The organism is Puniceicoccaceae bacterium (genome assembly GCA_040224245.1).
Taxonomy (GTDB): domain Bacteria; phylum Verrucomicrobiota; class Verrucomicrobiia; order Opitutales; family JAFGAQ01; genus JAKSBQ01.
Genome location: JBEGIR010000050.1, coordinates 42,827 through 56,294 on the forward strand (window position 1 = coordinate 42,827; position 13,468 = coordinate 56,294).

The following is a 13,468-nucleotide window of genomic DNA, read 5'->3' on the forward strand; positions in this document are numbered from 1 at the left end:
GAACGTGTCATGCTGCGTCGTTTTGCTCAAAGCGAAGCTATGGAAAAGGGGACTCAATATCGCAACATCGCCATCATCGCCCACGTGGATCATGGCAAAACTACGCTGGTGGATGAACTGCTCAAGCAGAGCGGCACTTTTCGCAGCAATCAGGTCGTCAACGAGCGTGTGATGGACTCCATGGATCTGGAGCGTGAAAAAGGGATCACGATCAAGGCGAAAAACACCTCGGTTCATTGGCGGGACTACGTCATCAATATTGTCGACACACCCGGACACGCGGATTTCGGTGCGGAAGTGGAGCGTGTGATGAAAATGGTGGATGGTGTGCTCATACTGGTCGACGCCTACGAGGGACCTCAGGCGCAGACTCGTTTTGTGCTGAAGAAGGCCCTTGAAAATCATCTCAAGCCCATCGTGGTGATCAATAAGATTGACCGTGAGAACAGCCAGCCCATGCAGGTGCACGACGATGTGCTGGAGCTTTTTCTGGAGCTTGAAGCGACTGAAGATCAGTTTGGTGCACCCTTTGTGTATGGAAGTGCTCGGGATGGGTATATGGTGAACGAACCGGGAGATGAGCCACATGGCATGGAACCCCTGTTTGAGGCAATTGTTAAACACGTTCCACCTCCGGAAGTGGAGCAGGGTGCCTTTCGCATGCTGGTCTCCAATATTGACTGGGATAATTTTGTGGGTCGTGTGGGTGTGGGGCGCGTGCTCAGTGGTTCTGTGAAAGTGGGGGACTCCCTCACTGTGATTTCCAAAAAGCACGGGCGTTCACGGGTCAAAGTGACCAAGGTTTTTGAGTATTCGGGGGTTTCTACCCAGGATTCGGCAAGTGGCGAGGCGGGGAACATCGTGGGCATATCAGGCTTCGGTGAATTGGATATCGGGGACACGCTCTGTGCGGATCCTGAAGCGGAAGCGCTGCCATTTGTGGAAATTGATCCACCGACCATTCAAATGGAATTTGCGGTCAACGACGGACCCTTTGCGGGTCGTGATGGGAAAAAGGTGACGTCGCGTCAAATCCGTGACCGACTGTATCGAGAGGTGCAGTCGAACATCTCGATCATTGTCGAGGATGCGCCCGAATCCGGAAAGTTTCTGGTATCCGCGCGCGGAGCGATGCAAATCGCGGTTCTGGTGGAAACCATGCGGCGCGAGGGATTTGAAGTGCTCGTTTCACGGCCAACCGTGATTCTGAAAGAGATCGACGGGGTCAAAATGGAACCTTGGGAAACGATCTGGCTCGATATTCCGCAAACGGCAACCGGACCCGTGATGCAGCAGCTCTCGGATCGCAAGGCACAGATTCTGAACATGAGTCCGCACGCACACGGGACTACGATTGAGGCCAGTATTTCGACGCGAGGCCTGATCGGGCTTGAGACCGATCTGGTGAACCTTACCAGTGGGGAGGGAGTGATGAGTCACCTGTTTGATTGCTACAAGCCCTACCTTGGCAAATTTACAACTCGCTCGACGGGCACCCTGGTATCGATGGATCAGGGTCAGGCGACCGCATACGCTCTCGATGCACTGCAGGACAGGGGACGGTTGTTTGTAGCGCCGGGTGATGAAGTGTATGTGGGCATGGTTGTGGGAGAGAATCCTCGCCTGCACGATTTGCCGGTCAATCCGACCAAGGGCAAGCAACTGACCAATATCCGTGCGGCTGGCAACGACAAGAGTGCAATCCTTGCACCCCCTGTGCGTTTTTCGCTTGAGCGAGCGATTGAATACATTGGCTCCGACGAATATGTGGAGGCGACTCCCAAAGTGATTCGCCTGCGCAAGCGCATTCTGGATCCCAACCTGCGCAAGCGCCTTGAGCGTCAGCAGGGTTAAGTCAGGATTACGGTTCTGACCACAGGCAGGCGTGATTCTTCGTCTGCCGGAGCTGGACTCGGGGGTTTCGGGAGGGTCTGACTCTTATGTATGCGAAAGATTGGTCAAAGATTTGTAAAAAATCTCAAAAAGATGGATCTTTTGGCCGATCTATGCATTGCTGGGAAGCACGGCTCAAATCCATTTGTTCGCTATGTTCCCCCGACACGTCTCCCCTGTCACCTCTACCGACCTTTATTTGACACCATGATCCGGACTCACGCAGATGCGTATCATTTCCGGAGTCTCATGCAGCACCTTCCGGACGCCATCTATTTCAAGGATCGCGATTCAAAATTTGTCATCTGCAACGCGGTTCAGGTGCAGATGCTGGGGGCAGCGAGCATGGAGGATGTCATTGGGAAGAGTGATGCGGATTTTTTCGGACCTCAGCATGCGAGCAGGGCGAGGGAGGATGAGCTTCGCATCATGGAGAGTGGGCAAGCGCTGAGCAATCAAATCGAAAAAGTGGACATGCCGGATGGCACCATTGCCTGGCACTCCACCTCCAAAGCCCCTCTGGAGGATGATGATGGCAATGTGGTTGGCATTCTCGGAGTATCGCGCAACATTACGGAGAGGAAGCGACTGCAGGATGCGCTCGAAGAGGCCAATCAGGTGATTGCGGAAACCTCCCGCAAGGCTGGCAGGTCTGAGATTGCGTCGATTGTGATTCACAATGTTGGGAACATACTGAACAGCGTGAATGTGACGGCCACGATGATTGAAGAGTTGTCCCGCCAGTATGAAAGTCTCGATCTCGACCGACTGGCCAGCTCGATTCGCGCGCAGCTGGAAAGCCCGGATGGAGATGCACGGGGCTATCTTGGCAAAGTCGCTACTTACATTGAAGCGGCGGGAGAACGGTATCGTCAGAGCTGTGAGGACTTTGAGCAGGAGATTGCCCGCTTGCAACAGGATGTTTCGAATATTCAGCGCATCATCATGCTGCAACAGGACATGGTGAGTTTTTGGAAGCGGGTTCAGCACCGCAGTGTTCGCAGTGTTGTTTCAGATGCACTCGAAATCAATCGCATCGCGCTGCAGCGCCACGGTGTGGTGGTGGAAGCGGATCTGGAGGAGACGGAGGAATGGCAGATTCCCGAATTTCAAACGCTTCAGATTTTGCTCAACTTTCTGAGCAATGGAAAATATGCCTTTGATGCTTCCGGCATTTTGGATCCTTTCATTCGAATTCGTTCATGGGTGGGCGCTGAACACCTGCACCTGAGTGTGCAGGACAACGGACCGGGTGTGGACCCTGCCATCATGGACAGGATTTTTGAGTTGGGGTTCACTACCCGTGAAGGTGGCCATGGCATCGGATTGCACAGCTGTCAGATGGCTGCGAAGGAAGTGGACGGATTTATCGAGGCGAAGAGCGAAGGGATGGGCAAGGGGGCGGAGTTTGTCTTTTCGCTACCACTGACCCGTTGCAAACGTGATGAGTGAGCCGATCTTCAGGTTGTTAGTGGTGGACGACAATCCCCGGATTCACGATGACTTTCGGAAGATTTTTCGGAGTACGAAGGATACGGACGGATTTGATGCGTTGAAGCAGGAGCTTTTTGGCAGCCCTGCCCGGGTGTGCAAGGGTCATTCCTATGAGTTGGACTACCACTTGTCCGGCCAGGTTGCGCTGGATGCGGTCAAATGTGCCAATGAAGCAAATCGGCCCTATTCGGTTGCGTTTATCGACATGCGCATGCCGGGATGGGATGGAATCGAGACAACGCTTCGGCTGTGGGAACTCGATCCCGATATCCAGATCGTGATCTGCACGGCTTACATGGATCACAGCTGGGAGAGCATCGTACAACAGTTGGGTGAGGAACGCTCCTTCCTGATCCTGAAAAAACCCTTTGAGGTGATCGAGGTGAAGCAGCTTGCCCAAATGCTGAGTTCAAAGTGGATGGCGATGCGAACCGAGCGGGAAACGATGGCGGATCTCGGGGCTGCTCTGCGTGCGAAGGATATTTTCATGGCGAGGGTCAGCCATGAACTGCGAACTCCGTTGCATGGCATCATCGGGGTCATTGACCTGATGAAGGAAACCCGGCTTGATGCGCAGCAACTTGAGTTTCTTCAGACCCTGAACAGTTGCGGGGAAAACCTGGACCGCATCATCGATGATATTCTCGACTATTCCGCGCTTGAAGATGGGCGCTTTCAGTTGCAGGTGCAATCGTTTGATCTCGCCGAGTTCATCGGAAGCATACGCAAACAGTTCCGCTTTGAAACGGTTTCACGCGGCATTGAGCTGCTCGTCAATCTCGATCCCAATCTTCCCCAGTGGGTCAAGGGGGATACAACCCGACTGCATCAGATTGTCGGCAATCTGCTGCGCAATGCATTCAAGTTTACCGAAGAAGGGGAGGTGACGCTTTCGGTCCAGGTGGGCAAGCTCGAATCCGACCGCATCCGCATCGAGGTGGAGGTGTGTGACACCGGGGTTGGCATTCCCGAACCCTACATGCGCAATTTATTTGTGCCATTCAGTCAGGCGGAGAATGTGAACCGTCGGCGTTTTGGTGGAAATGGACTGGGACTGGCAATCTGTAAGGCCATCATCGAGTCCATGGACGGCAGCATCGAGGTGAGTAGCGAAGTGGGGCTTGGAACGTCCGTGCGCTTTGAACTTTGCCTGGGACTTTGCACCGACCAGGAGTGCGCAACCTTGGGCAGCCGAAATGATACAGATGTTGTTCATCCTGCGGCACGTGGACTCAAGATTCTCGCTGTCGATGATTCCAGGACGAACCGCAAGGTCATTCAGAACCAGCTCTTCTGGCTGGGACACCGCTGCCAGGCTGTTGGTGGCTGTGAGGAGGCTCTTGAATGCCTTGCCGCGCACAGTTTTGATTTCATTTTCATGGATTGCCAAATGCCAGGCGTTGATGGATTTGAGACCACGGAACGCATACGCTCAAGTCTTCCGCAGTATCGGGATGTTCCCATTGTTGCCCTGACTGCCAATATTGATCGTTCCACCCAGGAACGCTGCGAACGTGTGGGCATGAACGGGTTTGTCTCCAAACCGGCCCGTCGGGCGGATCTTCAGCGAAAAATTGATGAATTGATGCATCTCGTCGGAGTACCTGGCAGTGATGTTACCCCGGGGGCCTCTGTGCAAGGTTGATGCATGAAGCCGGCTGTGAGTTTGGCACGTTCCACCTGGCTAGGGCATGGTGTACGCACATGCTTTTGCTTGTGAATGCATGAAGCTCCGGCACCGAAAGCGGTATCGGTTAGGCTGATTTTTTTGGCTTTGTGGATTCAAAAAGCTGAATCGATTTCCTGTTGATTTTGAGTGGGTTATATTGATTTTGTATCGGGTTTTCTACTATTTAGATTGTATGGGATTAAGAATTTTAATACAGCTTTGCCGCCCTGTTTCCGAAGCCTTGACATGCGTGTCGTTTCGTTGGAGTGTGAGGCTCCGTTCCGGTTCGGCTCCTGTCTCCTCGGATGACACTGCTTGGGTCTGAGGAATGGTTTTTCTTCTGTTAATCAGTAAGTACTTTATCGAATGAGTAATATTTTCCCTGAAGTTGCGAACAGGGTCCCCAAGTGGATCCTGTTTGGTCTGACGTTGAAGGTGCTCGCGATCATCGCGGGGCTTTATTATTACTTCACCCCGAGCTACTCTCGGGCAGGGTATCAACCGGTACAGCCGGTGCCATTCGATCATGCTTTGCATGTCAATCAGGTAGGATTGGACTGTCGCTACTGTCACACGTTTGTGGATCGCTCGGAACATTCGACTATTCCAGCATCCAATACCTGTATGACCTGCCACTCCGTCATTAAGGCGGATTCTGAGCTTCTGGCGCCCGTGCGTGAGAGTTATCAAACTGGCGAACCCGTGCAGTGGGTGAAGATTCACAACACTCCCGACTATGTCTATTTTAACCACTCTGTGCACGTGAATCGGGGTATCAGCTGCGTAGAGTGCCACGGTCAGGTGGACGAGATGGAGGAAGTTTTTCACGCGAAGTCCTTGACGATGGCTTTCTGTCTGGAGTGCCATCGCAATCCTGAAGATTACATCCGTCCGGTGGACAAGGTCTACGATTTGAAGTGGCAGCCAACTGATCCCGACTGGGAAACCACAGCCCAGGAGTTTGTGCACGACTGGAGGGTCATGCCGCCCGAGAGCTGCTCAGGTTGTCATCGCTAATTTATCTAAAGGAAGTCTCAACACATGAATCAACAATCGGGACCTGAATATTGGAAGAGCTTGGACGAAAAGGTGGATTCACCGGAGTTCAAGGAATGGCTTCACCGGGAGTTTCCGGAAGGAGCCTCTGAACTCAACGGTGTGAACCGCCGTAACTTCCTGAAAGTCATGGCAGCTTCGCTGAGTCTTGCGGGTGTGGGAATGGCCGGATGTCGCCAACCACGTCGCCACGTGCTGCCGTATGCAAAGCAACCGGAGAACGTGATCCAGGGGGTTCCCAATTTTTTCAGCTCTTCGATGCCCATGCCTTGGGGCAACATTCCGGTGATTGTCGAAAGCCACCAGGGACGCCCGACCAAGGTGGAGGGCAATCCCAGCTTCACGCGCTACCGGGGAGCAACAGATGCTTTCACGCAGGCCAGTGTGCTCGATCTTTATGATCCAGATCGCCTCAAACGCTGCCAGCGCGGATCCAACCGCATGTCACGTCCGGAGGTGTTGGATTTCCTCAAGAACAAGAGTGACGCAATCGTGGCTGCTGGTGGCAAAGGCGTTGCCATTCTTGCAGAACCCTCTTCATCACCGGCCCGTGCCCAGCTTGTTGCAGAGCTTCAGGCAAAGGCACCTGAACTGCTTTGGGCTGAGTATGAAGCCGTTCCCACACAGGGTTTGGAAGCCGCATCGCAGCGCTATCTGAGCAAGCGCATGCGAGCAGTGCACCACCTGGATCGTGCAAAGCGGGTTCTGTCACTGGATGCGGATTTTATGGGTCTGGAACCCGACGCGATTGGTTTGAATCGCAGTTATGCCAAAGCGCGCAAGGTGCGCAGTGCAAAAGAAGCCGCGAAGATGAATCGCCTCTACTGTGTGGAGTCCAACCTGACGCTTACCGGGGCTGCCGCGGATCACCGTCTGCGACTTTCGAGTTCCCAGATTGATGTGCTCACGGCGCAGATCGCATCCATGCTTCTTGAAAAAGCGGGCTTGAATGAAGCGGCTCGACGCCTGGCTTCGATCAGCTCCAGCGTGCGGGAATATCAGGATTGGGCACTCGCTTGTGCCGAAGATCTCTGGCAACATAAGGGCGAAGCTGTGGTCATGGTGGGGTCCCACCTCTCGGCTACCTCGCAGTTGCTTAGCGTGCTCATCAATGAAGTGCTGGGCGCGGTGGATGCGACGGTTCAGTATCTGGACGTTACCTTGCCCTATGAGAGCAAAGGCCTTCGCGAGCTGACAGATGCACTGAAGGCTGGCTCCATCAAAACGCTGGTTCTGATGGGTGGAAATCCTGTCTTTGACGCTCCGGCGGATCTGGATTTTGACCTGTTTGCGAAAACCATCGACGAGGTGATTCGATTCGCGGGTTATGCTGATGAAACCAGTGCCATCGCTTCAGTGCAGATTGCGGCTTCGCACTATCTGGAATCATGGGGGGATGGACGCACCTACGACGGACAGTATGTTCCGGTGCAGCCGCTGATCGAGCCGCTCTATGAAACCTTCTCGGAATTGGAGTTCCTGGCACGACTTTCAGGTGCGTCCACGACAGATGCATTTGCGCTGGTGAAGCAATCTGCGAGCCGACAGGATTCCTCTCTGTCCAAAGATACCGCATTCAGCGCATTCCTGGCCGAGGGCATTTTGCCGGACTCGGGTTATGAGGCTGCAACGCTTGATACTTCGGGTGTCATCGACGCATTGACTGACGAAATCAGTGCCATGGCGCAATTGAGCAAGCCATCTGCGGATGCGCTTGAGCTGAGGCTGGTTCCCAGCTATCACAGCTATGATGGTCGTTTTGCCAACAACGGCTGGCTGATGGAGTGCCCGGAGCCGCTGACCAAGCTGACGTGGGACAATGCGATTCTGATCAGCCCCAAGTTTGCCAAGGAACTGGAAGCTTCCACGGATCTCAAGATTTTTGCGACTCCGAGTTTTCTGAACAAGCAGGGCGTGCTGCAGCGTGAGAGTGCTATTTTTGTGAAGGGCAAAGAGTCGGCACCGATGGCAAAACTCGTGCTAGGAGATGTCACTCTTGAGGCGCCTGTGCACGTACAGCCGGGGTTGGCCGATTATACGGTGGTGCTGAGCAAGGGATTTGGACGTTCGGTTGGCCGCATTGCGACGGGGACCGGATTTGATGCTTATCCGCTGACGACGCTGGATCATCCCAACTATCGTACCGGTGCCACACTGACGCTGACAGGGGATACATACCAGCTTGCCAATACCCAGCAACACTGGGCCATTGAAGGTCGAGCCATCGTGAGAGAAAACACGGCTGCCGACTACATCAAGGATCCGGAATTTGTGAGCAAGATGGGTGTGGAATCCCATTCACCCAAAATTTATGGAGCGCACGACAAGCAGTCACCGGAATGGAAGGCGGTCAATACACCACGTGGCGGTGGCATGTATGATCCACCCGATTTTACGGTCAAGGACCGCTTCCATCCAACCGACCCGGAAGCCGTCTGGAATCCACAACAATGGGGCATGACCATCGATTTGAACACCTGCACCGGGTGCAATGCCTGTGTCGTGGCGTGTCAGAGCGAAAACAACATCCCCATCGTGGGTAAGGATCAGGTATTGCGGGGCCGCGAGATGCACTGGATTCGTCTGGATCGTTATTTTTCGTCCTATGCGAATGACAAGACGGACATCCCGGATGACGTACAGGTGACCTTTCAGGGCATGGCCTGCACACACTGTGAGCTTGCCCCCTGCGAAACCGTCTGCCCGGTGAATGCAACGGTGCACGATGAGCAGGGACTCAACGTGATGGCCTACAATCGCTGTGTGGGGACTCGCTATTGTGCGAACAACTGCCCCTACAAGGTGCGCCGCTTCAACTTTTTTGATTGGCACAAACGGGAGATCGGCAAGTTCTATCAGGGACCTCTCGGACCCGTGGACGAACCCGAAGTACAGAACCTCGGCCGCAATCCTGATGTCACGGTGCGCATGCGCGGAGTCATGGAGAAGTGTACCTACTGCGTGCAGCGCATTGAAGGTGCGAAAATCCGTCAGAAATCGATCGCGAGGGATTCGGACAATGTCAAGGTTCCCGATGGCACCATCCAGACAGCCTGTCAGCAGGTCTGCCCGACCCAGGCCATTGAATTTGGTGATATCACAGACCCGGAATCGGCGGTCTATCAGGCAAAACAGTCGGACCTCAATTACAGTGTGCTCGGCTATCTGAACATCCGACCCCGCACGACCTATTTGGCGAAGCTGCGCAATCCGAATCCGGAGATGCCGGAGAAATACCGTTATGCATCGCCCTTTACCCGGAAGGAATACAAGTCGAAGTCGCACGGCGGAGACTCCCATGCCGCCCATGGTGCAGAGGTCCATGAGGCACATTCGGGCCATTAATGGCAAGCAGAGCATAGACACAAGAGGATTTGATTATGGCGCACGAAGCACATGATGTAGCGATTCCGGAAGAGGCAAAGGCCCTGATCCAGGAAGCAAAACCCGTTGACGTACCTCGCAGGGTGTTGGTGGAAAACAACCGTGATTACAACTGGATCACCGAAAAAGTCTGCGGCATCGTGGAAGCAAAAACTCCGCTTTGGTGGTGGATCTGCTTCTGCACTGCGGGCATGGTTGCCACCTTTACCCTGTTTGGACTGGTCTATCTGGTCTCCACCGGGGTTGGAGTCTGGGGACTTGCCAACCCGGTGAACTGGGGATGGGCAATCGTCAACTTCGTTTTCTGGATTGGCATTGGGCATGCGGGAACACTGATTTCCGCCATTCTCTGCTTGCTTAAACAGCGATGGAGGACCTCCATCAACCGCACGGCAGAAGCCATGACGATTTTTGCGGTGTGCTGCGCAGGCATTTTTCCGCTCTTCCACGTGGGACGCGTGTGGTTTGCCTGGTGGCTGTTCCCAGTTCCCAACGCCAATGCGATCTGGCCGAATTTTCGAAGCCCGCTGGAGTGGGACGTTTTTGCGGTTTCGACCTATTTTACGGTATCGGCACTTTTCTGGTACATGGGCATGATTCCGGATCTCGGTTTGCTGCGTGACCGCGCAAAGACCCTCTGGCGCAAGTATTTCTATGGAGTACTGGCCATGGGCTGGCGAAACTCGGCAAAACACTGGAAGAACTATGAAATGGCTTACCTGGTACTGGCCGGACTGTCGACACCCCTGGTGCTCTCCGTTCACACCATCGTTTCCTTCGACTTTGCTGCATCCATCCTTCCAGGCTGGCACACGACCATTTTCCCTCCCTACTTTGTGGCGGGTGCGATTTTTTCCGGATTTGGAATGGTGCTGACCCTGATGCTGCCGCTGCGCTCGGTATTCAAGCTGCACGATCTGATCACGCAGTATCACATCGATGCGATGTGCAAAATCACACTGGCGACTGGAAGCATGGTGGGTTACGCCTACGCGATGGAGTTTTTCATCGCCTGGTATGGTGCCAATTCATTTGAGGCCTTTGCCTTTGTGAACCGCGCAGGAGGGCAGTATTTCTGGGCCTACTGGATCATGATTGCCTGCAATGTGATTTCACCGCAGCTCTTCTGGTTCAAATGGGTGCGGGAGAACACAACTCTGGTTTGGGTGATCTCGATTTTTGTGAACGTCGGGATGTGGTTTGAACGCTTTGTGATCACGGTTACCTCGCTGGCCAATGATTTTCTTCCCTCCAGCTGGGGCTATTACTCCCCGACGATTGTGGATATTTACACCTACGTTGGAACCTTCGGGCTATTTTCCGTCCTGTTCCTGTTGTTCCTGCGCTTTCTGCCATTGATTGCGATTGCTGAAATCAAGGCACTGGCTTGCCCGCAGGCCGATCCGCACAACGTGGATCATCCCCTCAACCAGAAAAAATCGAAGTAATTCTGACATGAGCAAAGATACATATGGCATGATTGCGACGTTTGATACGTCCCCCGAGATTTACGAGGCATCGCGGGAAGTGCATGAGGCTGGCTACACTCAATTTGATGTTTTCACGCCTTTCCCGGTACACGGGATCGAGAAGGTCATGGGGGAGAAGCGATCCGTGCTCGGTGGGTTTTCGCTGACAGGAGGTATTCTGGGTTTCCTGCTCGGTTTTGTGATCGTGGCATTCATGAACTATGACTACCCGCTTATCGTGGGTGGAAAGGTCATTTTTGGTCCAATTTTTCCTTTCCCGATCTTCTATGAGTTGACGATCCTGCTGGCCGCTTTTGGCACACTCGGGGGCATGTTCATTCTGAACAATTTGCCGCGGCACAATCACCCCGTTTTTGAATATGAGAACTTTGGCCGCAGCTCGGACGACAAATTCATGCTGGTGATTGAATCCGTTGACCCCAAATATGACGAAGGAGATACCCGGGTGTTTCTGGAACGGCTGGGTGGATACGATGTCACCGTGATTCCCGCCTCAACGAAATCCTGAACCTTGCGAATTTCATGATTAAAAAAATCACCATTGTTTACGTGTTGCTGATCGCACTCGTAGTCTCGGTCCTCGGATTTCGTGGTGCCAAGTCGAGCCGGGAGCCGATTTACATCTTCCCGGACATGGACATCCAGCAGAAGTACTATCCACAGGAAGAGAGCAGGTTTTTTGAGAATGGCATGGCCGACCGCCTTCCGCCGTCCAATACCGTGGAGCGGGGCAATGCCCTGGACCGGAAAGCAGTTTTTGACCCCGCGTTTTCTGCCGATCATCTGAAAGACACCGCACTGCGTTTCGGTCGGGATGAGGATGGAGCGTTTGTCTCTGGGTTCCCGGTGGAAGTGACGCATGAACTCATGCGTAAGGGTAGGGAGCGATATGATATTTTCTGCGCAGCCTGTCATGGCCATGCGGGGGATGGAAATGGAGCGATCAAGAACTTTGCCGGACCCAATCTGGCACCCTCCAACCTGCTCATTCAACTCTACAGGGATCAGTCTGAAGGGGAGATCTACAACACCATTGTGAACGGCAAGAACACGATGAAAGGATACGGCGACCGCCTCAATCTTGAGGAGCGCTGGGCCATCGTGCTCTATGTGCGCGCGTTGCAGAAGGCTGCCAATGCGGGCGTTGATGACGTTCCTGAAGCTGAACGGAGGGCAATGGGACTATGAGTGCGAACGCAAATCCAATTTCAAACATTGTTATGTCGGGAGAACAGAAAGAACGGAATCCATCCCTGATTGCCCTGGTGGTGGGAGTGATCGGCTTGGCTATTGCAATTGCGGGTCTGGTGACTGGCCTCATCGGGTCGGATTCCCGTCCCTGGTTGAGCTGGTTGATTGGCGTTGCCTTTTGGATGTCCATTCTGATCGGAAGTTTGCTCCTGATCCTGATATCGTGGGTATTTGATGCGGGCTGGTCCGTGATTATCCGGCGACAGCTTGAACACATTGTGGGGGCTTTTCCGATTCTGGCTCTTTGTTTTGTTCCCTTCCTGTTGGTGGCATGGTTTTCGAATGAACCGGGCTTGGTATGGAAGTGGCTGGATCTCGATCATGTCCTGCACAACGGCTCCACCGTTGGCGAAGATCCGCTCTATCTCTGGAAGAGTGCCTGGCTCGATATCACCTGGCTGACGGTGCGCACGCTGATCTATTTTACGGTCTTCATCGGACTCGCCACCCTGTTGCGCAAGTTTTCATTTCGACTGGATGAAGATGGCGATGTGCGCTGGGTACACCGCTCCCGCAAGCTGGCTGCGTTTGGATTGTTTGCAGTTGGTCTGGGCCTCACCTTTGCGGCAGTTGACTGGTTCATGAGCTTGGAGTTTCACTGGTTCTCAACCATGTTTGGGGTCTGGTACTTTGCCAGCTCGATCCGGGCTGCGGTCGCCTTCATCATCATTGTCTGTTTTTTCCTTTCGACCCGTGGGTATTTGAAGGGCATCTACGGAAGGGCACACCGCTATGATCTCGGCTGCCTGCTGTTGGCATTTACAATTTTCTGGGCCTATATTTCGTTTTCCCAGATGTTCCTGATCTATCAGGGAAACATTCCCGAAGAAACGTTTTGGTACAACCTGCGCCTGTATCTCATGGACGACAGCGGTTACAGCAGTTGGTGGTATGTGTCGATGGCACTGGTTTTCCTTCACTTCTTTGTGCCGTTTGCCTTCCTACTGTTCTACTCGAGCAAAGTTCATGTCGGACGCCTGCTCTTCATGGCAGGATGGGTGCTGGTTTTCCATGTGCTCGATTTGTATTTCAACATTCTGCCGGGAGAACTCATGACGGAGGATGGCACCTGGATCCTTCGTGGATTCTCCGTCACCCTTTTTGACATTGCCGGATTGGTTGGCATCGGAGGACTGGTGATCTGGTCGTTCCTGCGCAGTGCCGCCAAAGTGAAACCCATTCCGGTGAAGGACCCCCGGATTCTCGAGTCCATTCACCACCACGAATAGTC

The 13,468-nt window shown here is 53.6% G+C and carries 9 protein-coding genes; all 9 read left to right on the top strand.

The features are described 5' to 3' along the window. Nucleotides 1-9: 9 nt before the first annotated feature. The 9 genes from typA to ABQ298_08460 all read left to right on the top strand — a co-directional run bounded on the left by typA (nt 10) and on the right by ABQ298_08460 (nt 13,466). Entirely contained in the window at nt 10-1,854 is a 1,845-nt protein-coding gene (typA, locus tag ABQ298_08420; protein ID MEQ9824393.1) for a translational GTPase TypA, read from the top strand. A gap of 246 nt (nt 1,855-2,100) precedes the next feature. Next, nucleotides 2,101-3,345, top strand: coding sequence for a PAS domain-containing protein (locus ABQ298_08425; protein ID MEQ9824394.1), 1,245 nt, complete (start codon nt 2,101-2,103; stop codon nt 3,343-3,345). After that, entirely contained in the window at nt 3,338-5,032 is a 1,695-nt protein-coding gene (locus ABQ298_08430) for a response regulator (GenBank protein MEQ9824395.1), read from the top strand. The genes ABQ298_08425 and ABQ298_08430 overlap by 8 nt, the downstream gene beginning before the upstream one ends. Before the next feature lie 390 nt (nt 5,033-5,422). Then, nucleotides 5,423-6,073 (top strand): cytochrome c3 family protein, encoded by a 651-nt coding sequence (locus ABQ298_08435; GenBank protein ID MEQ9824396.1) that lies wholly within the window; start codon nt 5,423-5,425, stop codon nt 6,071-6,073. A 24-nt stretch (nt 6,074-6,097) separates the two neighbouring features. Next, nucleotides 6,098-9,457, top strand: a complete 3,360-nt coding sequence (locus ABQ298_08440) for a TAT-variant-translocated molybdopterin oxidoreductase (GenBank protein MEQ9824397.1) — start codon at nt 6,098-6,100, stop codon at nt 9,455-9,457. A 35-nt stretch (nt 9,458-9,492) separates the two neighbouring features. Further along, nucleotides 9,493-10,944, top strand: a complete 1,452-nt coding sequence (gene nrfD / locus ABQ298_08445) for an NrfD/PsrC family molybdoenzyme membrane anchor subunit (GenBank protein MEQ9824398.1) — start codon at nt 9,493-9,495, stop codon at nt 10,942-10,944. Between the two features lie 7 nt (nt 10,945-10,951). After that, entirely contained in the window at nt 10,952-11,494 is a 543-nt protein-coding gene (locus ABQ298_08450) for a DUF3341 domain-containing protein (GenBank protein MEQ9824399.1), read from the top strand. A gap of 14 nt (nt 11,495-11,508) precedes the next feature. After that, entirely contained in the window at nt 11,509-12,174 is a 666-nt protein-coding gene (locus tag ABQ298_08455) for a cytochrome c (protein ID MEQ9824400.1), read from the top strand. Beyond that, the gene (locus ABQ298_08460; GenBank protein ID MEQ9824401.1) at nt 12,171-13,466 is read left to right on the top strand and encodes a hypothetical protein; all 1,296 of its coding nucleotides are present in this window, start codon (nt 12,171-12,173) and stop codon (nt 13,464-13,466) included. Before ABQ298_08455 ends, ABQ298_08460 begins: the two co-directional genes overlap by 4 nt. Nucleotides 13,467-13,468 lie beyond the last annotated feature (2 nt).